The sequence below is a fragment of the Streptococcus sanguinis SK49 genome (assembly GCF_000212815.1).
Classification (GTDB): Bacteria; Bacillota; Bacilli; order Lactobacillales; family Streptococcaceae; genus Streptococcus; species Streptococcus sanguinis_C.
Genome location: NZ_GL890985.1, coordinates 145,744 through 169,043, shown reverse-complemented (window position 1 = coordinate 169,043; position 23,300 = coordinate 145,744). Strand labels below are relative to the sequence as shown.

24 protein-coding genes and 2 pseudogenes are annotated in these 23,300 nt (G+C 42.5%); 4 read left to right on the top strand and 22 right to left on the bottom strand.

What is annotated here, in order from left to right; all coding sequences use genetic code 11:
- Nucleotides 1-47: 47 nt before the first annotated feature.
- The 4 genes and pseudogenes from HMPREF9380_RS10070 to HMPREF9380_RS11270 all read right to left on the bottom strand — a co-directional run.
- Nucleotides 48-617, bottom strand: a complete 570-nt coding sequence (locus HMPREF9380_RS10070) for a nucleotidyltransferase family protein (protein WP_002931777.1) — start codon at nucleotides 615-617, stop codon at nucleotides 48-50.
- Nucleotides 614-1,612, bottom strand: coding sequence for a Holliday junction branch migration DNA helicase RuvB (gene ruvB / locus HMPREF9380_RS10075; protein ID WP_002898800.1), 999 nt, complete (start codon nucleotides 1,610-1,612; stop codon nucleotides 614-616). Before ruvB ends, HMPREF9380_RS10070 begins: the two co-directional genes overlap by 4 nt.
- Before the next feature lie 348 nt (nucleotides 1,613-1,960).
- Nucleotides 1,961-2,419, bottom strand: a pseudogene (locus tag HMPREF9380_RS0110940) (aldose epimerase family protein); the annotation flags it as partial.
- Nucleotides 2,420-2,422: 3 nt separating this feature from the next.
- Nucleotides 2,423-2,689, bottom strand: a pseudogene (locus tag HMPREF9380_RS11270) (beta-galactosidase); the annotation flags it as partial.
- Nucleotides 2,690-2,870: 181 nt separating this feature from the next.
- On the opposite strand from HMPREF9380_RS11270, the gene HMPREF9380_RS10080 reads away from it, so the two are divergent.
- Nucleotides 2,871-3,587 (top strand): GntR family transcriptional regulator, encoded by a 717-nt coding sequence (locus HMPREF9380_RS10080; RefSeq protein WP_002931774.1) that lies wholly within the window; start codon nucleotides 2,871-2,873, stop codon nucleotides 3,585-3,587.
- A 309-nt stretch (nucleotides 3,588-3,896) separates the two neighbouring features.
- Here HMPREF9380_RS10080 and dhaM read toward each other — a convergent pair whose 3' ends face one another.
- The 3 genes from dhaM to dhaK are packed head-to-tail and all read right to left on the bottom strand — an operon-like array spanning nucleotide 3,897 to nucleotide 5,849.
- Nucleotides 3,897-4,271 carry a dihydroxyacetone kinase phosphoryl donor subunit DhaM gene (gene dhaM / locus HMPREF9380_RS10085; protein WP_002898815.1) on the bottom strand — a complete coding sequence of 125 codons (375 nt, stop codon included), beginning with the start codon at nucleotides 4,269-4,271 and terminating at the stop codon, nucleotides 3,897-3,899.
- Nucleotides 4,271-4,849, bottom strand: a complete 579-nt coding sequence (dhaL, locus tag HMPREF9380_RS10090) for a dihydroxyacetone kinase subunit DhaL (RefSeq protein ID WP_002931773.1) — start codon at nucleotides 4,847-4,849, stop codon at nucleotides 4,271-4,273. Before dhaL ends, dhaM begins: the two co-directional genes overlap by 1 nt.
- A gap of 10 nt (nucleotides 4,850-4,859) precedes the next feature.
- Nucleotides 4,860-5,849 (bottom strand): dihydroxyacetone kinase subunit DhaK, encoded by a 990-nt coding sequence (gene dhaK / locus HMPREF9380_RS10095; protein WP_002931772.1) that lies wholly within the window; start codon nucleotides 5,847-5,849, stop codon nucleotides 4,860-4,862.
- A gap of 216 nt (nucleotides 5,850-6,065) precedes the next feature.
- Here dhaK and HMPREF9380_RS10100 point away from each other — a divergent pair, with 216 nt between their 5' ends.
- Both HMPREF9380_RS10100 and HMPREF9380_RS10105 read left to right on the top strand, forming a co-directional pair.
- On the top strand, nucleotides 6,066-6,662 hold the full coding sequence (locus tag HMPREF9380_RS10100) for a TetR/AcrR family transcriptional regulator (protein ID WP_002931770.1): 597 nt from the start codon (nucleotides 6,066-6,068) through the stop codon (nucleotides 6,660-6,662).
- Nucleotides 6,659-7,225 carry an NAD(P)H-dependent oxidoreductase gene (locus tag HMPREF9380_RS10105; RefSeq protein WP_002931769.1) on the top strand — a complete coding sequence of 189 codons (567 nt, stop codon included), beginning with the start codon at nucleotides 6,659-6,661 and terminating at the stop codon, nucleotides 7,223-7,225. Before HMPREF9380_RS10100 ends, HMPREF9380_RS10105 begins: the two co-directional genes overlap by 4 nt.
- 179 nt (nucleotides 7,226-7,404) lie before the next feature.
- On the opposite strand, the gene HMPREF9380_RS10110 is transcribed toward HMPREF9380_RS10105, so the two are convergent.
- The 13 genes from HMPREF9380_RS10110 to purD all read right to left on the bottom strand — a co-directional run bounded on the left by HMPREF9380_RS10110 (nucleotide 7,405) and on the right by purD (nucleotide 18,864).
- Nucleotides 7,405-8,880, bottom strand: a complete 1,476-nt coding sequence (locus HMPREF9380_RS10110) for a P-loop ATPase, Sll1717 family (protein ID WP_002931768.1) — start codon at nucleotides 8,878-8,880, stop codon at nucleotides 7,405-7,407.
- Between the two features lie 29 nt (nucleotides 8,881-8,909).
- Nucleotides 8,910-10,205 (bottom strand): adenylosuccinate lyase, encoded by a 1,296-nt coding sequence (purB, locus tag HMPREF9380_RS10115; RefSeq protein WP_002931767.1) that lies wholly within the window; start codon nucleotides 10,203-10,205, stop codon nucleotides 8,910-8,912.
- A gap of 23 nt (nucleotides 10,206-10,228) precedes the next feature.
- A complete protein-coding gene (locus HMPREF9380_RS10120) occupies nucleotides 10,229-10,996 on the bottom strand; it encodes a restriction endonuclease (RefSeq protein WP_002931766.1) in 768 nt (255 codons plus the stop codon).
- A 23-nt stretch (nucleotides 10,997-11,019) separates the two neighbouring features.
- On the bottom strand, nucleotides 11,020-12,825 hold the full coding sequence (locus HMPREF9380_RS10125; protein ID WP_002931765.1) for an AAA family ATPase: 1,806 nt from the start codon (nucleotides 12,823-12,825) through the stop codon (nucleotides 11,020-11,022).
- Complete coding sequence (locus tag HMPREF9380_RS10130) at nucleotides 12,815-13,063, bottom strand: hypothetical protein (protein ID WP_002931763.1); 249 nt, start codon at nucleotides 13,061-13,063, stop codon at nucleotides 12,815-12,817. The genes HMPREF9380_RS10125 and HMPREF9380_RS10130 overlap by 11 nt, the downstream gene beginning before the upstream one ends.
- Before the next feature lie 19 nt (nucleotides 13,064-13,082).
- Entirely contained in the window at nucleotides 13,083-13,349 is a 267-nt protein-coding gene (locus HMPREF9380_RS10135; RefSeq protein ID WP_002931762.1) for a hypothetical protein, read from the bottom strand.
- Between the two features lie 207 nt (nucleotides 13,350-13,556).
- Nucleotides 13,557-14,249: an aspartate/glutamate racemase family protein gene (locus HMPREF9380_RS10140; protein ID WP_002931761.1), complete on the bottom strand. Its 693-nt coding sequence runs from the start codon at nucleotides 14,247-14,249 to the stop codon at nucleotides 13,557-13,559.
- A 3-nt stretch (nucleotides 14,250-14,252) separates the two neighbouring features.
- Nucleotides 14,253-14,480 (bottom strand): hypothetical protein, encoded by a 228-nt coding sequence (locus HMPREF9380_RS10145; protein WP_002931760.1) that lies wholly within the window; start codon nucleotides 14,478-14,480, stop codon nucleotides 14,253-14,255.
- Nucleotides 14,481-14,500: 20 nt separating this feature from the next.
- Entirely contained in the window at nucleotides 14,501-14,764 is a 264-nt protein-coding gene (locus HMPREF9380_RS10150) for a hypothetical protein (protein WP_002931759.1), read from the bottom strand.
- A gap of 1 nt (nucleotide 14,765) precedes the next feature.
- A complete protein-coding gene (gene purK / locus HMPREF9380_RS10155; RefSeq protein WP_002931758.1) occupies nucleotides 14,766-15,857 on the bottom strand; it encodes a 5-(carboxyamino)imidazole ribonucleotide synthase in 1,092 nt (363 codons plus the stop codon).
- On the bottom strand, nucleotides 15,844-16,332 hold the full coding sequence (gene purE, locus HMPREF9380_RS10160; protein ID WP_002931752.1) for a 5-(carboxyamino)imidazole ribonucleotide mutase: 489 nt from the start codon (nucleotides 16,330-16,332) through the stop codon (nucleotides 15,844-15,846). The genes purK and purE overlap by 14 nt, the downstream gene beginning before the upstream one ends.
- Before the next feature lie 19 nt (nucleotides 16,333-16,351).
- Nucleotides 16,352-17,545: an ATP-grasp domain-containing protein gene (locus HMPREF9380_RS10165; protein WP_002931751.1), complete on the bottom strand. Its 1,194-nt coding sequence runs from the start codon at nucleotides 17,543-17,545 to the stop codon at nucleotides 16,352-16,354.
- Between the two features lie 59 nt (nucleotides 17,546-17,604).
- Nucleotides 17,605-18,864 (bottom strand): phosphoribosylamine--glycine ligase, encoded by a 1,260-nt coding sequence (purD, locus tag HMPREF9380_RS10170; protein WP_002931750.1) that lies wholly within the window; start codon nucleotides 18,862-18,864, stop codon nucleotides 17,605-17,607.
- 321 nt (nucleotides 18,865-19,185) lie between these two features.
- Between purD and HMPREF9380_RS10175 the strand changes: the two genes are divergently transcribed.
- The gene (locus HMPREF9380_RS10175; RefSeq protein ID WP_002931749.1) at nucleotides 19,186-21,141 is read left to right on the top strand and encodes a GBS Bsp-like repeat-containing protein; all 1,956 of its coding nucleotides are present in this window, start codon (nucleotides 19,186-19,188) and stop codon (nucleotides 21,139-21,141) included.
- Nucleotides 21,142-21,274: 133 nt separating this feature from the next.
- Here HMPREF9380_RS10175 and purH read toward each other — a convergent pair whose 3' ends face one another.
- Both purH and HMPREF9380_RS10185 read right to left on the bottom strand, forming a co-directional pair.
- Nucleotides 21,275-22,822, bottom strand: a complete 1,548-nt coding sequence (gene purH / locus HMPREF9380_RS10180; RefSeq protein ID WP_002931748.1) for a bifunctional phosphoribosylaminoimidazolecarboxamide formyltransferase/IMP cyclohydrolase — start codon at nucleotides 22,820-22,822, stop codon at nucleotides 21,275-21,277.
- 1 nt (nucleotide 22,823) lies between these two features.
- A complete protein-coding gene (locus HMPREF9380_RS10185; protein WP_002931747.1) occupies nucleotides 22,824-23,288 on the bottom strand; it encodes a GNAT family N-acetyltransferase in 465 nt (154 codons plus the stop codon).
- Nucleotides 23,289-23,300: the final 12 nt, after the last annotated feature.

The following is a 23,300-nucleotide window of genomic DNA, read 5'->3' as shown; positions in this document are numbered from 1 at the left end:
TTAAAACTTCCTTAAAATAACTTAAACATTTTACTCTTAGCTTATACCTATTTATCAGGATAGTGATATTCCAGCTGCGGCCAGCGTTTCTGCCAATTCTTCTTAGCCAAGCGCTCAGAATAGACACGCTGGCGCTCCTTATTTTCAAGAAAATGAGGAGTCGGTCTAACCTGAAAGTTTAAGATATCCTCCAAACCATAGGGAGCAAAAAGTCCCAGTTTATCATTTGCCAGTAAGCGCAGGCCAATAGCCGTGCAGCGCTCAGGATACTTACTCATGGCTTCGCGAGCATTTTTATAAGGCGCTGTTCCAGGACTATGGCGGTGCATATAGGCTTGATTTCTCAGCTCCCATCGATATTGTGGCCAGTCTGCCTTGAGCTTGGCTTCCAGCTCTATCGTCTCAGCCTCAGCATAACTCGGATCAAAGAAAATGACATCTACATCCGTCTCTGAATCAAAACCTGGTCGCTCTGATAGCATATTCCAGATAAAATTTCTCACACATCCAGCCGCTAGCCAAGAATCCTTGAGCTTCAGACTGCGAATGATTTCCAAAATCGCTAGGATGTTCGGATCTTGACCTAGATGGTCTAAAATCTCCTTTTCTGTCATCATTCCTTCATATACTCATATCCTAGATGCTCATAGGCTTTACGGGTAGCCACGCGCCCAGTCCGTGTCCGCATGACAAACCCCTTCTGAATCAGGTAAGGCTCATACATGTCCTCCACTGTTTCGCGCTCCTCAGCAATATTAACCGAGAGGGTACCCAGCCCCACTGGACCGCCACCGTAGACCTCAATCATAGTCTTCAAAATCTTCTGGTCCACATAGTCCAACCCCTCTTGATCCACATCCAGCATGGAGAGAGCTTGGTCGGTTATCTTATCATCAATCAGGCCATTGCCCATAATCTGCGCATAATCCCGCACCCGCTTGAGCAAACGGTTGGCAATCCGCGGCGTGCCTCGGCTACGCAGAGCCAGCTCCTTAGCAGCCTCGTGGGTAATATCCATCTCAAAAATCTCTGCCGTCCGCTCAACGATTTCAGTCAGGTCGCCAGCTTCATAATACTCCATGTGACCGGTAATCCCAAAGCGGGCCCGAAGAGGATTGGACAGCATGCCTGCCCGAGTGGTCGCCCCAATCAGAGTGAAAGGCGGCAAATCCAGATGGACGCTGCGACTGGTCTCGCCTGAGCCAATCATAATGTCGATGTAAAAGTCTTCCATAGCGCTGTACAGCACTTCCTCTACTGCCATGGGCAAGCGGTGAATCTCATCTATAAAAAGAACATCCCCCGGTTCAAGGTCATTTAAGATCGCAACCAAATCACCGGACTTTTCAATCACCGGACCTGAAGTCTGCTTGAGATTAACGCCTAGTTCATTGGCAATGACAAAGGCCATGGTCGTCTTCCCCAGACCCGGAGGGCCAAAAAGCAGGGTGTGATCCAGCGCCTCATCCCTCAGCTTAGCCGCTTCAATAAAAATCTTCAGCTGGTCCTTGACCTTGTCCTGACCGATATACTCCTGTAAATACTGGGGACGCAAGGTGCGCTCCACCAATTCCTCATCACCCATTAATTCATTGTCTAAAATTCTACTCATAGAACTATTATAGCAGAAAATAAGGCAGAGGAAGAAAATCTAATTCGTGTCTGAACACAAAAAAAGACCACCGGATTGGGTGGCCTTTATGGGAGATTATTATGAAAAAGTTTAGGATTATCAAACAAAGTTAGGGGGCTTCATTTGATAAGAATAAGTATAGCAGCCTTAGCTTAAGAAAAACTTAAAGTAAAATTCAGTTAGCAAAAAAGATTTTGCTTTTTATTGTGAAGCCTTTTTCCTTGCTTAAGATTAGCCACTTATGAAAACATAGTCTCTGAAAACTGGACAAAGAAAAACGGCAGAAGGAGGTGCTGCCGTTTTCTGTGCTCTTTCGCGATTGTTTCTTTATAAAGTTGCTTTTACATCAGCAAAATACACCGTCCTGCTGGTAAAAATCTGACCGGCCTTGAGAATGACATCTGACTGCTGGCTGCTGTGAATGGCATCCGGCAGGGCCTGGGCTTCCAGAGCCAAGCCATTATGCTGAATCATAGACTTGCCGTCAAATTGAACCGAATCATCTACGCAATTCGCTGAATAAATCACTAGGCAGGGCGCCTGAGTCTCAATAGTCAGGCGGCGGCCCGATGCTGGATGATAGAGCGTACCTGCCTGGTTTCGGCTTGGGTTTAGATCAAAGGGATGATCCAAGCCAGATACCAGCTGGATTTGCTCGTCAGGCGCATCGAAAATTTCTTTAAGGGAAGCGCCCTTGGTCAGCTTCTTAACAAAGTCGCGCTCTGCATCAGCCTTTTTTTCAGGAAGGCCGTCAGCTGCGATAGGATAGACACCATCAGTATTGAGCTACCAGGCAGGCAGACCACCGAACTGCCACTCCGCGCAGATAAAAGGCGAAGGGCGAATAATGGCATAAAGTCCCAAAGCCTGAGCTATCTGTAAAAATGCCTCAATATCTAAAATCCCTTGGAAGTCAAAGACACCTTTTTGAGGTTCGTGCATATTCCAGGGAAGATAGGTCTCCACTGTATTAAAGCCCAGAGCTTTGAGATTATAAAGGGAATGATACCAATCCTCAGGCTATATCCGAAAATAGTGAATGGCTCCCGATAAAATCTAAAACTCCCGATTATCCAAACAGAAGGACTGACCAATTTTGAATCTTGCCATCTGTTGTTCCCTCTAGCATAAAACACATTAATATATTAATATATTATTTTTTGCATAAATGTCAACATTTTTTTTAAAATATGTTAAAATCTTAATTAAGAGGGATAACTAAAGAGAGGTGAAAAAAATGGCTATTCCAAAATACCAACAAATCAAAGATGAGCTCAAGCAGCAAATCATTTCTGGCAAATTTGAAAATGGCGATAAGTTTTACACAGAGGCTGAGCTGATTCAGATGTTTAATGTCAGTTCCATTACTGTTGTCCGCGCTTTGAATGAACTAGCCAATGATGGTTACATCATCCGTCAGCAAGGCAAGGGAACTTTCGTTTCACGCGCAAGAAAGCACAAGCTGGTAGAATTTTCTGACATTGAGACCTTCCCTATCCAAAAAGATAAGGTGACTGTTCTCTCCATCAAGCGTGGGAATGACCTGAAAATCTTGGATAAGCTAGAACTAGCACCAACCCAGTTCTACTATAAGATTGACCGGCTCAGACGGACTGGCGATAAAGTCTATATCTATCACCAAACCTATATCCCTGAGCAGTACATCAATCCTAACTATCCAGATATGGACTACTATAGCTCTATCTACAACCGCTTCAAAACGGACTACCACATTCATATGAATGATGAGCATTTTGAAGAGACCAATGAAATTGTCTTCCCGACACCAAAAGATGTTACGAAAATACTGGAAGTTGATACCAACTTCCCGACCGTTCATCAGGTGAAGATTACCCAGCTGGAAAGCACTGGGCAGATCATAGAGTACAGCGAAACTTACAAACGCGGTGACTTCTTCAAGATAAAGTTCATTTCCTGCAATCGGGACCACTAAGATTAAAAACGATGGCTTCTAATCAGCTGTCGTTTTTTGTTTCATCTTGTGTACTTATATCTATTATAAGTCTATCTATACCAATTTTCAACCCTTTGAGACTTTTTAATCAATAAAACGTAAACATAAGACGTCATTTTGTCCTATTTTTAATCAATTTAAAAAAGAAAAAAATAAGAAATACTGGTTGTTCCCCTGAAAATTGGTACAGTGATAAAGCAAAAAAGCTGGGATTGAATCCCAGCTTTTTGATATAAAATGTTCTTTATTTTGCAAATGAAGTCGTTTATTAAGTCTCTAGAAAACCTGCTATTTCTTTATTTCTAATTCACGGACCTGAAGCAAAACATTAGGCAAATCTGCCCCAGCCTGAAGAAGGGCAGCAGCCGTATAAGCACCTTCTACCAAAGGAACATTATTGATAATGATTTCCTTGTCAGAAAAGTCTGCGACCATTTCTAGATTCATCCGAGCCGAACCCAGATCGAAAAAGGCCAAAATAGTGTCCTTGTCATTGGCGTCTAAAGCTGCCTGAATCCCTTCAAAGCTCGTCCCGATGCTACCGTCGTCCAACCCGCCCACATAGCTGATGGCCACATCTGCCGCCACCTGCGAAATGAGATCAAACAAGCCTTGGGCCAGGTTTTTGGAATGGGAAACGATAAGAATGCCAGTATCTGCCATCAGCCTGCCTCCGTTTCTAGAAGAGCCTCAAAGAGGAGACCAGATGAAGCCGAACCGGGATCGATATGACCGATTGAGCGCTCACCAACATAGGAAGCCCGCCCCTTGGTCGCCTTCAAATCCTTAGTCGCTTCCACTAGGGAACCAATCTTTTCATGCGTCAAGCCTCCAGACTGCAGAGAAAGAGGAAGCCCCGACCAGACATCCACCATGGTCTTCTCACCAGGCACAGCCTTGCCCCGCTTCTGAATCATGTCCAGCCCAGCTTGGATGACCTCTGGCAAGTCTTTGCCGTCTTTTTCAGCTTTGGCCATGCCCATGAAGGCCGAGCCGTAGAGAGGGCCTGAAGCACCGCCGACCTTGCTAATCAGCTGCATGGAAACAGCCTGAAAAACCTCAGCCGCACTGGCAAAGTCCTTAGCAGCTAGACTCTCTACTGCTGCTGACATTCCTCTGGCCATATTGGCACCATGATCGCCATCACCGATGGGTGTATCAAGGTCAGACAGATAGTCTTTCTGCTCCTGGATCTTCTCGTTGAACAACTGCATCCATTTTTTTGCTCTTGCTGCGTCCATAAGCACCTCCTTACCAAGCGGCTGTCGTGACAGAACTGTTGAGAGCTGTCAGCCAGTCTGGCTGGTCCAGCTGGATAAAGGTCAGAGAAATCCCAGCCATATCAATGGAAGTCATGTAATTGCCCAGCTTTTTATAGACAACTTCGACTCCTGCATCTGCCAGGAGATTTGCTACATCGGCCGCGAAGACATACTGCTCCATAAGCGGTGTTGCACCCATACCATTGATAAGAATGCCGATTTTCTTACCAGATTTGAGCTCAACAGACTGACTGAGCTTTTCGACCAATTCATTGGCTAAGTCCTTAGATGGCTGCATCTTTTCCTTGCGATAGCCGGGCTCACCATGGATACCAATGCCGAACTCTATCTCATCGTCAGCCAAAACAAAACCAGGCTTGCCGACTTCCGGTACGGTTGCCCCGCTCAGAGCCAAGCCAACCGTGTGAATATGTTTGACCAGCTCATCAGCCAGAGCCTTGATTTCAGTCAGAGATTTGCCTGCACGCGCCGCATCTCCTAAAATCTTATGGACAAGAATGGTACCAGCCACTCCGCGGCGACCTTGCGTATAGAGGCTGTCTTCCACTGCGATATCGTCATCTACGACGACACTAGCCACCTCAATCCCTTCCATCTCAGCCATTTCCTGAGCCATTTCAAAGTTCATGATGTCACCGGAGTAATTCTTGATCACCATGAAGACCCCAGCTCCCTCATCTGCTTCCTTGATAGCTTGCAAGACTTGGTCAGGTGTTGGTGAAGTAAAAACCGCTCCGCAAATAGCAGCCGACAGCATGCCCTCACCGACAAAACCCGCGTGGGAAGGCTCATGACCACTGCCACCGCCAGAAATCAGGCCAACCTTACCTGTCTTCTCACTCTTGCGGGCAATAATATCAAAGCCCTCCACCCGATAAACCAAATCGCTGTGAATATAGGCTAAGCCTTCCAGCATCTCGTCCACAACCGCTGTTGGATCGTTGATAATTTTCTTCATAGGTGTCCTCCGTTTCTCAGCGTTTCTCTAAAATGAGCAATTCACCCTAAAAAGAAAGCGCTATCATTTTGATATTATTTTAACATTTTATCTTACCGAAAGCAAATTCTGCCACATCTTAGACTAGAAGAAAGCATCAAATTAGTTGACAAGAAAAAGTAGACAGTGTATACTAAAGATAGATAAGTAGACAGTGTATACTTTAGGAGAAAATGAATGAAACGCAATACTGCCCAGCTGAAAGAACAACTCATCCAAACAGGGATTGACGAAATCGGAAAACACGGAATTGAACAGCTCTCGCTCAGGACTGTTGCCAAGGTCTGCGGTGTGACTCACGGCAGCCCTTACCGACATTTTGAGAGCAAGGAAGGCTACCTCAAGGTGGTTTTGACCCAGCTTTCGCTCTTTCTCAATCAGGAAATCAATGAAAATATTGATGCGACAGGCTCTGCGCGTGATCAGCTGACCCAGCTTGGTCTTAATTTCATTATTTTTGCCAAGACCTACCCTCATTTTTTCGAAGCTCTCTTTATCAAATTTCCTTTTAAATATATGAAGGTGACGCAGGATACCATTCTCTTGGAGTCCGATTTGCCTGGATTTGATAAATTTAAGGAGCTTGTTTTAAAGCTTCGCAAGGAGGAAAATTTTAGCAATAGCGAAGCGGAAAGTCTTTTTCACTTTTGGAGCTTTATCACAGGTCTGGCCGTTCTGACCAACAGTCCTATCGGACAAGATCTTGATCCTCAAGCCATCCAAAGCACGATCGAGCACATGCTTGACATTTATATCAAAGGAGAACGATCATGAAAACCTTGATTATTTACACCCACCCCAGCCCAACAGGCTTCAATGCTGCTATTCTCAAAGAAGTTCAAAGCAATCTTTCTAAGAAGCATGAGGTAAAAACCTTGGACTTGTATGCTGAAAATTTTGACCCTATCTTACGCTTTGACCAAGAACATAGACGCCGTGACCTGCACAAAGACCCTGAAATGGCCAAATACCAGGATTTGATTACTTGGGCAGACCACCTGATTTTCATTTTCCCTATCTGGTGGAGCGGTATGCCGGCCATTCTCAAAGGCTTTATCGATCGTGTCTTTGCGGCTGACTTTGCCTACTCTTATAAGAAAGTCGGCATGCAAGGTCACCTGCAAGGCAAGTCTGCCTGGATTATCGTCAGCCACAATACACCAGGTTTTGCTCTGCCTTTCGTCCAAGACTATGGCAAGGTACTTAAAAATCAAATCCTGAAGCTTTGTGGTATTTCTCCCGTCAAACTGACCGAGCTCAACGGAGTAGAACGCAAAACAGACCAACAACGCCAAGAAATGCTCAAGAAAATCGGACAGCTGGCCAGTCAAATTTAAGAAAAAGAAAATAGGCAGGTTGTATACTTCAATTATATAGCGTTCAAAACTCTTGGAATGTAAGCAGCACTGCGCAATTACATAGCAAATTTTGTCTCACACCTCACAAATCTAGATGAACTAAAAATTTCATACATTATAAATAGGTACTTAAACTAAAGCACCTATTTTTTATATAATCAAATGTTTAAAGCTGAAAACAGACCCTTATGAATAAGAAACCTACTGCTGTAATCAATTCTCAACCTTGGATCTTTGTGTTTAAAATTTACATATGTCTTAGATTGCCCTCCCTGATTGACCTTTCTTAACATTCCCACATAACCAGCATTAAACAACGTATTGAGAATATTTTTAACTTCTTCAGTAGTATACTCTGGATAATTTTCTGAATACAAATTCTGGAAATCCCCCCATTGAAAAGAGTCTCTATTCTTACTTCCTAATTTTTGTAAAATATGAAACAAACCATCAATTACATGATCTTGTAGAAAACCTAACAATTCATTTCTCATCTCCTCATAAAAATATTCTTGAGAAAATATTCTTAGTTCATCAGTAAAAATTTCCCTATTTACTGATGAATCTTCAGCATATTTTTTAATAAATTGATTTACAAATTGAACAACATCCCTTGGTCTATACATTGTATATTCTAAAAAATAATCCCAAGAAGACATATTTTTAATCTTGAATGGAAAAAGTCTTTCCCATAAAGAATAAGGATAATCTTTAACAATCTCAATATACTCTCTATTAGTTGCAATAAGGCGATTATTAAAAAGCTGAATCAAATTATCCACTTTAGTATTCTTTCTAGAATACCAATTTAGCTGTAAGCCAGTATCTTGAACAATCTTATTCATATCAGGATCATTAATTGTTTTAATAATATCATCCCTTATCACTAAAATATATTTCAATTTATTAAAGCCAAAATTCTTTTGATTTAAAGAAGATACAGCTCTTACCAATCCTGATAAAATTTCTTGAGTATCTTTCTTTACTCGTAAAATATCATCTATCCCATCAATTACAACGTAAACAGGAATTTTAATTTCTAATTTCATAAACTCTTCTATGAAATAGTTGGTTAAATCAGTAAGACTAGAAAATTTCTTAATAGTTTCACTTTCTGTTCTCACTCCTAATTCAACAGAAGTTATCTTAACTTTGAACTCTTTTTTAGAGGCAGTAAGTATATCACGCACTATGTTAGTTTCGCTATTGATACCTAAATATTCCAGAATACCAATTAAATTACTTAAAACTTCTGGAGACGAAACATCACGTTTGTTCAACTTTTTCACAACAGAGCTCATTAAAAGCAAATACCAAGCCTGTAAGTAACGCTGTGTACCTAGTGAATTCCCTTTGTTATCTGATATTTTTGTGAAGTTTTGATAAGGAATTTCTGATAATTTCAACATAACTGTTTGACGTCCATCTGAAGTAATTTCAAGTCTGGCAGCATAAGCAGATTTGCCAACTCCTTTCCTTCCAATCAAAAGAGAGGTGGGCAAATTTAACATGTTTAATTGTCCCAAGATTCCATTTAAATCAAAAAATATTGTTTCAAATTTATCGGAATTATAAAGCACTTCATTTTCAGCATCTAAGTAACCTAATGCTATATCACCGAACTTCAATACCATAAAATTATACCTCCTTGTTTAACAATCTACTAATCCAGCCCCACACGCTTGAAGATTTCATCTACGCGCTTGGTATAGTAAACTGGGTTGAAGATTTCATCAATCTCTTCCTGAGTCAGACGGGAAGTGACTTCTGGATCTGCTTCAAGAAGGGGTTTGAAGTCGACTTGGTTATCCCAAGAGTAGGCTGTTTTTGGTTGCACCAAATCATAGGCTTGCTCGCGGGTCATTCCCTTCTCGATCAAGGTCAACATAGCACGCTGGCTAAAAATCAAACCAAAAGTAGAGTTCATGTTGCGGATCATGTTTTCTGGGAAGACCGTCAAGTTCTTGACGATATTTCCAAAACGGTTGAGCATGTAGTCAATCAAAATAGTCGTGTCAGGTGTGATGATACGCTCAGCTGATGAGTGGGAAATGTCGCGCTCATGCCAAAGAGAGACATTCTCAAAGGCTGTCACCATGTGCCCACGAATGACACGTGCCAGACCAGTCATATTTTCAGAGCCGATAGGGTTGCGTTTGTGAGGCATAGCTGAAGATCCTTTTTGACCTTTGGCAAAGAATTCTTCCACTTCGCGTTGCTCAGACTTTTGTAGACCACGGATTTCCGTTGCCATACGTTCGATTGAAGTCGCAATGCTAGCAAGAACTGCAAAGTACTCAGCGTGAAGATCACGAGGAAGGACCTGTGTAGAGATTTCTTGAGCACGGATACCAAGTTTGTCGCAGACATATTGCTCTACAAATGGTGGAATGTTGGCAAAGTTACCAACCGCACCAGAAATCTTACCAGCTTCCACACCAGCAGCCGCATGCTCGAAACGCTCGATATTGCGCTTCATTTCGCTGTACCAAGTCGCCAATTTAAGACCAAAGGTTGTAGGCTCAGCGTGCACACCGTGGGTACGACCCATCATGATGGTGAACTTGTGCTCCTTAGCCTTATCAGCAATGATGTTGGTGAAGTTCTCAAGGTCACGATGGATGATGTCGTTAGCCTGCTTGTAGAGGTAACCGTAGGCAGTATCCACCACATCGGTAGAAGTCAAACCGTAGTGGACCCACTTGCGCTCTTCACCAAGCGTCTCAGAAACTGCACGTGTAAAAGCAACCACATCGTGGCGCGTCTCCTGCTCAATCTCCAAAATACGGTCGATGTCAAAATCCGCCTTCTCGCGAATCAAAGCCACATCTTCCTTAGGGATTTCCCCAAACTCAGCCCATGCCTCGTCAGCCAAGATTTCCACCTCAAGCCAAGCACGGTATTTATTTTCTTCACTCCAAATGTTCGCCATCTCAGGGCGAGAGTAACGGTTGATCATTGTTGTTTCTCCTTAATTCACAATCATAAGTAATCATTTTTTATAACGTCAGAAGATACGATAATTCCAGGAAATTCATTTAAATCTACACCATCCAAAGAATACGGGAAAGGAAATAATATAAACTGTAAAGATTGTAGATCAGCTAATCTAATAAGTCCTCTCAATTGGAAATTAGAAACTCCACGTATACAATAATTCTCTTTGTCAGGTACATTTTCATAATAATATTGAGCCATTTTTTTTGAATAAAATAACGGCAATGTTACATGTGGATCTTGTATATTTGGATATTGATAGAACGATCCTGTAACTTCCCCATTACGTTGTTCCATCAACATCCAAAATGGTTCCCCTTGTACTTTCTCATTAGGTAAAAATACTTTTTTAATTGTTCCAGCTACTATGTCTACTATTGTTGGCAGTTCATCAACCGTCATCAATTTAATACCGTTTGATTCTGCAAAAACTTTTGTTCCTTCTTGAAAACCAACCTTTGAAATCATTATTCCAATTATATTACCCAATCCAACATCTTGTAACTTAGTAGAAAAATCACGTATCTCCTTTATTGATACTCTATTTTTCCAATCTTTACATTCTATAGCTACTCTACACTCTATATTTAAATGTGTAAATTGGTAGTAAACATCAAATTCATTAGTTGCTCCACTCTGACCTTTAATGGTGACTTTTGTTGACACTAATGTATTTTCATAATCATTCAATTCTAATAAACGAGAATATACATACTGAGCATAATCCTCTAATTTTTTTCCTGTATTAACCATAAATTTGTAAAGTCATCTCCATCTCAGCCAACTAAAGTCAAAAATGATTTAACAATCTCTGTTAATTCAAAATGTTCTATTCCATTATTATCTATATACTTTTCTTGATCATGGATTTGATCTATAGTCATTTTAGGCCAGTAATTTTTCAAGACTTTACTTTCTTTCGTCTGATTAAATTTCTTAACCTCTTCCTTCACATCGTTATAATCAGTTATATATACACTACCACCGAAGATATCTGGATGCAAATAATTTTCTGCTTCACGTTTTCGAGTGCAAAAGGCGATTCTACCATGTTCTGTATTCTTATCAATGGTAGCAGTATTTTTCGTTTGATCAGTTAGAAACATTCTATCAGAATCTAAAAATATTCCAAAAGGAAGACCAAACTGATCAATTGTTTTCATTGTTATCCAAGATTTTAAATTATCACAGCCTCCAGTGGGCACCAATACAATTTTTGCTTCTTGAAAGGTCTTATCTATTTCTCCATTTTCTTTCAACATTTTGCATAAATGATTAAAGAAAATTATATCCGTTTTACCTTCTATTAAAATTAATGCCTTTGTTTCATTTGATATTGGATCCGGTAAAATACCCAAAGTTTCTGTAATTTTTTGTAAAACCTGATCACCTCCACTACTAACTTGTGACTTGTCCGATTTTTCTACTAATCGAAGACTGGCAGTAGGTAATAATCCACCTAGAGCTGGAGTATGAGTTGTTAAAATTATTTGTGTATTTTCCTTGGATGCCAATTCTAGAAAAGCTTCTATGAGTAATTTTTGATGCGATGGATGTTGCGAAGTCTCTGGTTCTTCAAAAGCATAAATTATACTCTTATTTCTCTCTGCTTCTGATAATTTTCTTTCAGCTTCCGCTCGAAAGAAATTTAGGAGAATTAAACGACGAACACCGCTTCCTCTTTTATTGATAGATATATCATTATCCGATTTTATTGATAACTTAAAAAGCGAATCAAACTTAGGTTCTGATTTAAACTCTGGAACTAGAGAAGCAGCCAAATCCTCATCCATCTCTTGCAACTTAGCTAATGTACGTCCTGCTGTTTCAATTGCTTTCTGTTGAACTTCACTTTTTATTTTATTAATCTCAGTTTGCAACTCTTGTAATGCTTGAGATACCGCAACGGACATAGGATCTGCAATTTCTTTATCAGAATCTGAACTACTTCGATCTGATTGAAATAAAGCGTAAATTGGTAAAAAAGTCTCAATTACCCCATATACTTTTTTTGCATCCTCTTTTGTAACTTCTAATTCAATCTCTTTAATTATTAAATCTCTTTTAGAAGATAAAATCGCCTGTCGAATAGAGACATTACTTCTTTTATCGTAGCTATCCTCATCTATACCTAAATCAACCGCACGCTTTTTTAAATCAGCTTGTTTTAACAATAACAGATCATTGTAATTATCATCTGTAGGATGATTACAAATAATTTTCGTCTCCGGTTTTGGTTTTGCAGATGAACATTTGAAAGTTTTTTTAATTTCCAAATCACCATTCGAATTCAAAAGATTTTCATCTTCCAAGCTGGTTTTAGAAGAAGCATCAACTACTATCTCGTCTGGTAATTCATCAAAAATACATGTTATAAAAATAGAATCTGAATCCGCTCCAACAGATAAATCATCTCTCTCACAAACAACTAATTTGTTATTAAAAAAGATTTCTAATGCTTCCAAAATTGTTGATTTCCCTGCATCGTTCTTACCTATAAAAGCTGTCAAATTATCAAAATCAACAATTGTTTCATCTTTATAACCGCGAAAATTTTTAATTTTTATTTGCTTAAGCCTCATAATCAGTTTTCTCCTCAAACTCCTCTTTCCCAATCCATACAGACGGATAGTGATCTAGTGTATTCAAATCTGTATCCAACGGCAAATCATAAATTTCTAAATAGTTTTCGGGGTATTGAGCAACTAGTTCTTCATACTTGGCTTTCACTTTTTCGTGATTGCTACTAGCAAACAAGACTTCGACAACTGCTCCCGTCTTATCCTTTTCAACAAAAGCGCTAACGATGATTTGAATCATAGATTTTCTCCATTAAATTCTAAAAATTTTCTTCTTCCTCAGGATCTTCGTAAACACAAAATTCAATCGAAAGTTTTATGGGGCGACTTATTAATCCACAACTCTCTATATATTCATAGACCTCATCATCATCGCGCGTATGCTCTATAACTAGCTGATTATTTGTTATCTCTACAATATGAATGCCTTCTGCATCCGGAATTTCTGGAATGACTACATCATCCGCATAAGTAAATGTCAGAGTAGTAATATCATCTTCAAATACATCATCGAATTCTTCTATCATTTTAAAAATCAATCCTTTCTAGCAGTAGTTGACTGACTTCTCTTGCTGACTTTATCAGCTACGACAAGCCTAGTCAACCTTGCAGGGGTAAGACGACGGACCTTATAACTGGGGTCCTGTCTTACTCCCCAAACTCAACCATACTATCCGGTACATCACTAAACACAGTCACATGCCCTACCTTACTGTTGTGCTTGTCTTCTATAATCATTTATTCACCGCCCACTCCGCTGCTTTCTCTGCATGGATCACTGTTGTGTCGTAAAGAGGCAGGTCAGTGTCGGATTGCTTGACGAGGAGACCAATCTCGGTACAACCCAAGATAACAGCCTCAGCGCCTACTTTTTTCAAATCATCTATAACGGCAAGATAAGTCTGCTTTGAGCTTTCTTTGATGTTCCCTAGGCAGAGTTCGTCATAAATGATCCGATTGACCTCTATAATACCAGCTTGGTCTGGAATCAGCACTTCTAATCCAGACTCTATTAATTTCTCCTTGTAAAAATCTTGAGTCATGGTGTATTTGGTCCCTAGGAGGCCGACTTTTTGAATACCGTCAGCCAACAAGGCCTGCGCGGTTGCTTGCGCAATATGCAAGATTGGAATCGTAATCTGCTCCTGTATCTGTGGAGCAACCTTGTGCATAGTGTTGGTGCAAATAACAATGAAATCCGCACCTGCTTGCTCCAGACGCTTAGCAACATCTGCCAACAGTTGACCGCTTTTCTCCCAGTCTCCGACTGCCTGATAATGCTCAATCTCTGCAAAATCAACACTATAAAGTAGAATCTTAGCAGAATGCAGGCCACCCAGCTCTTTTTTGATGGTTTCATTAATAATTTGGTAGTAAGATGTGGTGCTTTCCCAACTCATACCACCAATCAGACCGATAGTTTTCATAGGCTAATCAAACTCCTCCTTGCTTATCGCCACCGACGGATAGTGTGGCAAGCTACTTAGATCTGTATCCAATGGCAAATCATAGATAGCCAGATAATTGTCTGGATATTGAATCTTTAATTCCTGATATTTGGCTTTTACTTTTTCATGGTCAGCGCTGGCAAAAAGCACTTCTACAACGGCAGTTTCTTTGCCTTCTTCCAAAAAAGCATTAACGATGATTTGAATCATAAACTGGTCTCCATTTAGCTTTAAAGATTATCATTTTCTGAGTCTTCATGTATAGAAAATTCAAATGAAATTCTCTCAGGATGTCTAGGCAGGCCGTAACTACTCAGATAATCCTTAACTTCCTTCACGGAACAAGAATATTCTAAGACTAGCTGATTGCCAGCTCTCTCTAAAATATGAATCCCCTCTCTATCCGCAATCTCTGGAACAATCAAATCGTCCGTATAAGTCAGTGTTACGGTCGTTATTTCATCATCTAGCAATTCATCAAATTCTTCTGTCATTTCAAAAATCAATCCCTTTCCCAAACTCAACCACGCTATCCGGCATATCACTAAACAAAGTCACATGCCCCATTTTGCGGTTGTGCTTCGCTTCTATTTTACCATACAGGTGGAGGTGGGCGCTTGGATTTTCTGTGACATATTTCTCAGCGGCCTCGACATGCTGGCCAAGAACATTGAGCATGACGGCTGGTGCATGCAGGTGGATGGCTGGCAATGATGCTCCGAGAACACCCAAGATATGGGTGTCAAACTGCGAGAAATCGCAAGCTTCGATAGAGTAATGGCCAGAGTTATGTGGACGCGGGGCAATCTCATTGACGATGATGTAATCAGCTGTCGCAAACATTTCCACACAAAGGGTTCCAGACAGGCTGAGCTGCTCTGCGATTCGCACCGCCATGGCTTTGGCCTTGTCAGCCAGACTTTCTGAAATGCGAGCTGGGACAATGGTCTTAGACAGGATGTTATTGCGATGGATATTTTCCTGAACTGGGAAAACTGTCACATCCTTGCCATTTCCTGATACAATGACAGAAATTTCAAGATCAAAATTGACGAATTCTTCTAAAACGCAGTCTGCTGAATCAGCTAGTGCATAGGCTTCTTCCAAGTCTTCTGCCGAGCGAATAACCTTTTGCCCATGGCCATCATAGCCGCCTGTTGCAGTCTTGAGAACATAGTTTTTCGACAGGTCAATATCCGCCAAGTCTTGGCTAGAAGTAACGACCTTGTAAGGTGCCACGGTGACTTGGGCCTTGTTTGAGAGAAAATCCTTTTCAAAAATCCGATTTTGCGAAATGCGGAGCAAATCCGTTCCTTGAGGGAGCTGACCATCCTTGATAACGGCATCCAAACCGTCAGCATCGACATTTTCAAACTCATAGGTCAGGACATCGCAACGTTCCGCCAACTGACGCAGAGCGCCCACATCATTATAAGGAGCTACGATGATTTCCGCCACGCGAGAGGCTGGGCAGTCCGCCGCTGGATCCAGCGCGATGACCTTGTGCCCCATGTAGATAGCAGAAATGGCCATCATCTGTCCCAGCTGGCCGCCACCGATAATTCCGATTGTTTTAGATGAGCTCATTGCTAGACTCCTCAGCGATTTTTCCTTGTTCTTCAGCAAAATCCGCTAGCGCTGCTGCTAGGTCTTGATCTTCAACGGCCAAGATCCGAAGGGCAGTCAGGGCAGCGTTTGTCGCTCCTGCGTCACCAATGGCCATAGTTGCTACAGGCACACCACCCGGCATCTGCACGATAGAGTAAAGCGAATCCAGACCGCTGAGCGCGCGAGACTTGACGGGTACGCCGATGACAGGCAGGGTGGTTTTAGCCGCTACCATTCCTGGCAAATGGGCGGCACCACCAGCACCTGCAATAATGACTTTGATACCGCGACTGCGGGCTTCTTCGGCATGCTGAAACATGAGGTCTGGCGTGCGGTGGGCTGAGACGACTTTCTTTTCGTAGGCTACACCGAAGCGATCTAAAACTTGGGCAGTTTTTTGCATGGTAGCCCAGTCGGATTTGGAACCCATGATGATGGAAATAATTGGTTTCATATTTTCTCCTCTGAATAAACTAATTCTTTTGCTCAATATTTTTTACAGTAGCTGATTCAACACTATAATGTTGAACAGTCTGATTAACCAGATTTTCAACGCTCTTAGGTTTTATCAATAAACGAAGTATAATTGTCACAAGAGGTATAATGCTCGGCAAATCCTTCCAGACAGGTGTCAACACTTCTTCACTATCACGTCTTAAAAGCCAGTACTTTATTGTCTGCAATATTTTTCTTCTACTTTTCGTCTTCTCAGCTGTTCCAATAATCAAAGCCATCAGACTATGCGTCTCAACGCCTGCTTGACCAAGAATGACCTCAGATTTAGCGTAGCTGTGACTGGCTAGTTCTATCATGATTTTTGGAAAATTAACTCCTGCTTTATAGGCGTTAGCAGGCTCTACCATTCTAGGGTTACACTCTATATAGTAAAATTGGTCTCCCCTACGTATAAAATCTAGGGTTAGGCAACCATGCCATTGTATATATTGTCCTAATTTTTCAACATGCTCTCTCGTTCTTTTAGATTCTATGCTTAATCTTGCCGCAGCTGAACCACCCGCGCCAGAACCTACTTTTACGCTAGAATGCACTGCGAGTAATTCTCCATGATCAAACACTGCTTGAACCTGACCATAGTCTCCAACTATGTCTTGCTGAACCATCCATTCCTCATCACTCGCTGTTAATTTGCTCGTCACTTCAGCCAAATCTTTCTTACTTGAAATCTTATAAACCGAGCGACCGGCAGTACCATAATCTGCTTTCAACCAATAAGGATAGTCTAGCAGGATAGAGTCTACATCTTTCACGTACTCCCACTTAGGTATGGGAAGTCCTAATAAATCCGCAGTTTCAGCAAAAGCAATCTTTCCAGCCAACTTTTTAAACTGCTCTTTATCAGCAAGGGCGATTGGTAGCGATTGAGGCAAAAATTGTTTCCCATTTGCCAATAACCAGCCTTCTTCATGTGTTGGCAAAATGGCCTTGTAATTGGTTTTATGAAGCAACTGACTAACCTGTCTCAGATAATCTACAGGAAAACGATTCACATCAACTATCGGAACTCTATGGGTTAGACGACTGAAGTATGCAATGGAAAATCTTCTAGGAGATAACACATCAATTTTATAGCCTTCTTTCAACAAGACTGTCGAAGTTTCTCGTGAGGTCAAGCTTGAACCTTCTAAAAATAGCAACCTATTTTTCATTTTTCAAACACCTGAAGTCTATTTTTAAGCCTCACGGCTAAAAGTTTCATAGATTTGATTTACAAAGCCTTGCTTCCGATATCCGTTCGGTAAAAGAGGCCTGTTGTGTTTTGTTTTTTTAGTTGGTCGTAGATTTTTTCCTGCGCAGCTGAGACGGTATCTGCCGTGGTGACCAGCATGTACACTCTGCCACCATTTGACAGCAGTGCTCTGCTATTTTCCGCAAACTTAGCCCCAGCATAGTAGGTGATGATGTCGCCGGCTGTCTTCTCCGGCAGAGGCAGGCCTTTCTTATAGTCCAGCGGGTAGCCATTTGATGCGACAACCACGCCAAGGGTCACGCCCTCATCCAGCCAGGTGATAGTCGGCTCCTTCTTGTCCAAAATGTCCGTGATGTTCTGCGCAAAGTCAGACATCAGGCGCGGCAATATAATCTGGGTCTCTGGGTCGCCAAAGCGCGAGTTGAACTCGATAACCTTAGGACTCTCTGCTGTCAAAATCAAGCCTGCATAGAGCACGCCCAGATAAGGTCGTCCTTCAGCTATCATGCCTTCGAGAACGGGCTTGATAATCGTCTCAACTGACTGGTCAACCACGCTTTGTGGCAGGTGAGGCACTGGCGCATAAGCTCCCATGCCGCCTGTATTGGGCCCCTTGTCCCCATCGTAGGCACGCTTATGGTCCTGGGCCGTCGGCAGGATGTAAAACTTGTCGCCATTGACAAAGGCAAAGAGTGAGAACTCCTCGCCGTCTAGGAATTCTTCGATAACCACGCGCGCACCGCTGTCGCCGAACTTATTGTCCAAGAGCATATCGTGAGCTGCTTCGACTGCCTGCTCTACGGTCTCCGCTACGACCACGCCCTTTCCCAGAGCTAGTCCGTCCGCCTTGACCACGATAGGCGCTCCCTGCTTTTCGATGTAGGCTTTAGCTTCCTCAAAGTCGGAAAATGTGCCATAGGCTGCTGTCGGAACTCCGTATTTAACCATGATTTCCTTGGCAAAATCCTTGGACCACTCCAGCTCCGCTGCTAAACGAGATGGGCCGAAAGCCTTGAGCCCAGCTTGGTTAAAATCATCTACAATTCCAGCTGCCAGAGCATCATCCGGACCGATAAAGGACCAAGCAATATCATTCTCCTTGGCAAATTCGATCAGTTTGGAATGTTCGGAAATTCCAATATTTACTAAATCCAACCCATCCAAGGTCATGCCATCATTTCCAGGAGCGACAAACACCTGCTCCACACCCTGAGACTCCAATAACTTCTTGGCAATCGCATGCTCACGACCGCCTGAACCAACAACCAAAAGCTTCATAGCTAAGATACCTCTATGTTCATATCATAGGCGCTTACGCACCAAGCCAATGTTTTGTGTAAAAATTAATGCAATTTTTACGAATTATTCATCTAAATTATAACACAATCGTTCGTTTTATTCCATTCTAATGAGAAAAAGAATATCTCTTCTATATGATTGCCGTAATTATTGTTGTCTTCAGCCTTCTCCTTTTTGAGTGGATTGTCCCCATTTTAGACAGAAAATATTCAGGGCTTGTCAAATTTACTATCATTTTCAAACAAGTTTTCCGAATAATACAGGTGGGCCCATCCAAAACCATTCTCACCAAGGAGTTTTATGAAGAAATATCAAAAACTGTTTTTATTATCCGGAGCTGTCCTAGGTCTCTTTGCGAGCCACTCAACAGTTCATGCGACCGAAACGCCTGAATCTGAAGTCAAAATTCTAGGCCCTACTGATCGTGCCAGCAATGTCAATGTTACTGTGAACGATCGTACAGCCTCTATTAGTTATACCCGTTCCCAAGCTCAAGAACCTCATCGTATTCTCCACGCTGTTTGGTCTGATGAGAACGGACAGGATGATATCAAATGGTATGAAGCACCGTCAACAACTACTACTAACACTGACATTGACCTGAGTAACCATCCAGGTTACGGAACCTTTCATGTTCATACCTATATTGATCTCTATGGAAAATTAATTGGGCTGAATGGAACGACCTTTACTCTCAATAAACCAGCCGTTAATGTCACTTCAAATATCCTAGGGAAAACCGCTCAAATTCACTTTAATCGCAACAAAGACCAAATAAATTCTAATATTTTACATGCTGTTTGGTCTGATGAAAATGGACAAGATGATATCAAATGGTACAATGCAGGACAAGATATTACTGAATTTGAACTTTCAAATCACAAAGGCTATGGAACTTATCATATTCATACTTATGAAAATAAAAATGGTAAGATGATTGGCTTAAACGGAACCACTTTCAATTTAGAAAAACCTAATCCTACTGTTGAGACCAGCTTCCCTCAGACCGGTATCATGGAAATTACTGTCAAAAACGTACCTGACACCATGCATCGAATTGTTCTTCCAACTTGGTCTGATAAGAAAGGGCAAGATGATCTACAATGGTACGAAGCAAGCAAAAATCCGGATGGTAGCTACAGCGCTCGGGTGGAACTCAGAAAGCATAACTACGACACTGGGGCTTACAATATCCACCTTTACGGCCAAAGCTATGTTCAACCGGAATCAACTGGTATAACAGGAACGACAGTTGAAGTTGACAGTGGAAAATTACCTTCGGACGAGGAGCAGAAACCTCTTTTTACGGTGGAAAATATCAACCCCAAACAGGGGACCTACACCGTGAAAACTACCGAAACTAGCTTATCTAAACCTATTCAATCTGTTCGGGTGCCAATTTGGAGCACTAGCAATCAGAGCAATCTTAAATGGTATGCAGCCACTCCTAACGGAGATGGCTCCTTCAGCGCAACCTTTGATATCCGTAATCATCAGGCTTTGTCTGGAACCTATAAAAACCATGTATATGTCACCTATAAGGACGGCAGTGAGCGTAGCTACGCAGCAGATGCCGTCTCAATGTCTACCGACCAAATTCAAGCCAAGGTTACAGTCAGGAAAACTGAGGCTAATCGCTATGAGGTGACCGTGACAGACGCCTACGGAGATGGCGATATTATTCTGCCAACTTGGTCAGAAGCCAATGGACAAGATGATTTACAATGGTATACCGCCAATAAGGTTGGCAATGGAACCTACAAATTCACCGTGGACACTCAGAAACACAAGGGGAACGGTCTATTCCATACCCATGTCTATCGTAGAAAAGCGGGACAACTGATTGGTTTGACTGGAACTAGCTATCAGGTTGAGAAATCAAGCGTTCAATCAGCTAATATTCAGCCAAACTATGCCGCTGCTAATGCGACAACTTATCCTGTCGGTCAATGTACTTGGGGAGCCAAGGCTCTAGCTCCTTGGGCAGGAAATTACTGGGGCAACGGCGGTCAATGGGCAGCTAGTGCCAGAAGAGCTGGATTCCGTACCGGCAGTACGCCTGAGGTTGGCGCCATCGCCTGCTGGGATGACGGCGGCTACGGCCATGTTGGTGTCGTCACGCATGTCGAATCCAATACCCGCATCCAGATCCAAGAGTCTAACTATCTCGGCAAGCAGTACATCAGCAACTTCCGTGGCTGGTTTGACCCAACTGCTTCCTACTGGGGCCGCCTGACCTATATCTACCCTAAATAAGTCGCTTTCGCGCTCCTCAACCACTTCAAACCAGTGCTTTGAGCAGACTGCTCCTGCTTAGTTTGTTCATGATTTTCATTGAGTATAAGTCTACTCAAAAATCCTCGGTCGAGCCGAGGATTTTTTCTATTTCTTAATGCCTAAAATGCCGTACGCTGGTGAATATCATAGTCAAGCCATGCTTGTCAGCCGCGATAATAGATTCCTCATCACGGACAGATCCACCAGGCTGGATGATAGCTTTGATGCCAGCGGCTGCGATTTCTTCGATATTGTCCGCAAAAGGGAAGAAGGCGTCAGAAGCCAGAGCGGCACCGTCAAGGCGTTCTTTGGCTTGCTCAATAGCAATCTTGACAGAAGCCACGCGGTTGGTCTGACCGGGACCGACTCCCAGCACCTGACGGTCATTGGTAATGATAATACCGTTGGATTTGACATATTTGACGGACTTCCAAGCAAATTCCAAAGCCACACGCTCCTGCTCGGTCGGCTGGCGCTTGGTCACGACCTGCCAATCAGCTGGATTTTCCTCGATAACATCTTGGTTTTGCACGAGGAGACCACCCAGAACACCGGTCACTTCCTTCTCGGCTCCAGAAGCTGCCTGAGCATCAAAAGCCAACCCCAAAATCCGCAGATTTTTCTTTTTATTGGTCAAAATAGCTAGCGCTTCTGCCGTGTAGCTCGGTGCGATGATGATTTCCAGGAAAATACCGTGCATCTTCTCAGCTGTCGCAGCATCCACCTCACGGTTGAGGACGACAATCCCACCAAAAATAGAAACTGGATCAGACTCATAGGCATAGTCCCAAGCTGTCTCGATATCATCTGCCTGACCGATACCACATGGATTCATATGTTTTAGCGCCACAACAGTTGGCCGATACTTGAAATCTCGAATAATCCGAATGGCCGCATCGGCATCGCGAATGTTGTTGAAAGACAACTCTTTTCCATTCAGCTGCTTGGCGGAAGCGATGGAATAGTCCAGTGGCAAGGCCGTCTGATAGAAATCCGCATCCTGCTGGGGGTTTTCCCCGTAGCGCATGGGCTGCTTGAGTTCATAGGTCAAGGTCAGCTTTTCAGGCTTGCTTTCGCCCACCTGATCCGTGAAATAATCTGCAATCAAAGCATCATAAGCTGCTGTATGACGGAAAACCTTCGCTGCCAAACGTTGCCGCGTTTCATAGGTCGTTTGGCCATTTGCTGCCAACTCTTCCAGAACAAGAGCATAATCATCCGGATCTACAACAACTGTCACGCTGGCATGATTTTTAGCCGCAGAGCGCAGCATAGAGGGCCCACCGATGTCAATATTTTCCACCGCGTCCGCATACTCTACACCTGGCTTGAGAATGGTTTCTTTAAAAGGATAAAGGTTGACCACGACCAGGTCAATGAGCTCAATCTGATTCTCCTTAGCCGCCTCCAAGTGGCTATCTAAATCCCGACGAGCCAAGAGACCTCCGTGAATGTTTGGGTGGAGGGTCTTGACACGGCCATCCATCATCTCTGGAAAACCAGTCACATCATCGATAGCAATGGTGCCCACTCCTTCATTGTCTAGGGCCACCTTGGTACCACCAGTTGAGATGATATCCCAACCCAGAGCTTTCAGCTCTTTCGCAAATTCTACAATGCCTGTCTTGTCTGATACACTGATTAGGGCTTTTTTCGTCATTCTATTCCTCTTTCTTTAGGTCCAAGCGCATAGCGACTTCGTTATTTTCTTCTATAAATCCTGTTTCCTGAAAACCCAGACTAGTCAGCAGGTGCTTCATTTTTTCATTTCCAACCACATAATCTGCGATAATATGACTGCAAGCTCTATCCATCTGAGCCTTTTTGATCAGAACTTCCAAGGCTTTTCGACCATAGCCTCTTCCTTGGTACTGCTGACCAATCATTATCCGCCAGATAAAGTATTCCGCTTCATCCTTGTCTATTTCCAGCAGGAGAAAGCCAACCACTTGCTTATCCCAATAGATTGCCATCGGAAACACATCTTCATTTTTCCGGTAGAGCCATGCGTCAGCTAAAGAGCGCACATTTGGAGCTACGAAACGTGCTCGTTCATCAGCATCAGATATTTTCAAATCCAGCACTGCCTGAAAACTGCTCTCATCTACTAATTTCAGCTCAATCATTTTTTCTCCTAG

Bases quoted from the DNA above. Each gene is read 5' to 3' on its own strand.
- HMPREF9380_RS10070 (WP_002931777.1), bottom strand. From the start codon at position 617: ATGATGACAGAAAAGGAGATTTTAGACCATCTAGGTCAAGATCCGAAC.
- ruvB (WP_002898800.1), bottom strand. From the start codon at position 1,612: ATGAGTAGAATTTTAGACAATGAATTAATGGGTGATGAGGAATTGGTG.
- HMPREF9380_RS10080 (WP_002931774.1), top strand. From the start codon at position 2,871: ATGGCTATTCCAAAATACCAACAAATCAAAGATGAGCTCAAGCAGCAA.
- dhaM (WP_002898815.1), bottom strand. From the start codon at position 4,271: ATGGCAGATACTGGCATTCTTATCGTTTCCCATTCCAAAAACCTGGCC.
- dhaL (WP_002931773.1), bottom strand. From the start codon at position 4,849: ATGGACGCAGCAAGAGCAAAAAAATGGATGCAGTTGTTCAACGAGAAG.
- dhaK (WP_002931772.1), bottom strand. From the start codon at position 5,849: ATGAAGAAAATTATCAACGATCCAACAGCGGTTGTGGACGAGATGCTG.
- HMPREF9380_RS10100 (WP_002931770.1), top strand. From the start codon at position 6,066: ATGAAACGCAATACTGCCCAGCTGAAAGAACAACTCATCCAAACAGGG.
- HMPREF9380_RS10105 (WP_002931769.1), top strand. From the start codon at position 6,659: ATGAAAACCTTGATTATTTACACCCACCCCAGCCCAACAGGCTTCAAT.
- HMPREF9380_RS10110 (WP_002931768.1), bottom strand. From the start codon at position 8,880: ATGGTATTGAAGTTCGGTGATATAGCATTAGGTTACTTAGATGCTGAA.
- purB (WP_002931767.1), bottom strand. From the start codon at position 10,205: ATGATCAACCGTTACTCTCGCCCTGAGATGGCGAACATTTGGAGTGAA.
- HMPREF9380_RS10120 (WP_002931766.1), bottom strand. From the start codon at position 10,996: ATGGTTAATACAGGAAAAAAATTAGAGGATTATGCTCAGTATGTATAT.
- HMPREF9380_RS10125 (WP_002931765.1), bottom strand. From the start codon at position 12,825: ATGAGGCTTAAGCAAATAAAAATTAAAAATTTTCGCGGTTATAAAGAT.
- HMPREF9380_RS10130 (WP_002931763.1), bottom strand. From the start codon at position 13,063: ATGATTCAAATCATCGTTAGCGCTTTTGTTGAAAAGGATAAGACGGGA.
- HMPREF9380_RS10135 (WP_002931762.1), bottom strand. From the start codon at position 13,349: ATGATAGAAGAATTCGATGATGTATTTGAAGATGATATTACTACTCTG.
- HMPREF9380_RS10140 (WP_002931761.1), bottom strand. From the start codon at position 14,249: ATGAAAACTATCGGTCTGATTGGTGGTATGAGTTGGGAAAGCACCACA.
- HMPREF9380_RS10145 (WP_002931760.1), bottom strand. From the start codon at position 14,480: ATGATTCAAATCATCGTTAATGCTTTTTTGGAAGAAGGCAAAGAAACT.
- HMPREF9380_RS10150 (WP_002931759.1), bottom strand. From the start codon at position 14,764: ATGACAGAAGAATTTGATGAATTGCTAGATGATGAAATAACGACCGTA.
- purK (WP_002931758.1), bottom strand. From the start codon at position 15,857: ATGAGCTCATCTAAAACAATCGGAATTATCGGTGGCGGCCAGCTGGGA.
- purE (WP_002931752.1), bottom strand. From the start codon at position 16,332: ATGAAACCAATTATTTCCATCATCATGGGTTCCAAATCCGACTGGGCT.
- HMPREF9380_RS10165 (WP_002931751.1), bottom strand. From the start codon at position 17,545: ATGAAAAATAGGTTGCTATTTTTAGAAGGTTCAAGCTTGACCTCACGA.
- purD (WP_002931750.1), bottom strand. From the start codon at position 18,864: ATGAAGCTTTTGGTTGTTGGTTCAGGCGGTCGTGAGCATGCGATTGCC.
- HMPREF9380_RS10175 (WP_002931749.1), top strand. From the start codon at position 19,186: ATGAAGAAATATCAAAAACTGTTTTTATTATCCGGAGCTGTCCTAGGT.
- purH (WP_002931748.1), bottom strand. From the start codon at position 22,822: ATGACGAAAAAAGCCCTAATCAGTGTATCAGACAAGACAGGCATTGTA.
- HMPREF9380_RS10185 (WP_002931747.1), bottom strand. From the start codon at position 23,288: ATGATTGAGCTGAAATTAGTAGATGAGAGCAGTTTTCAGGCAGTGCTG.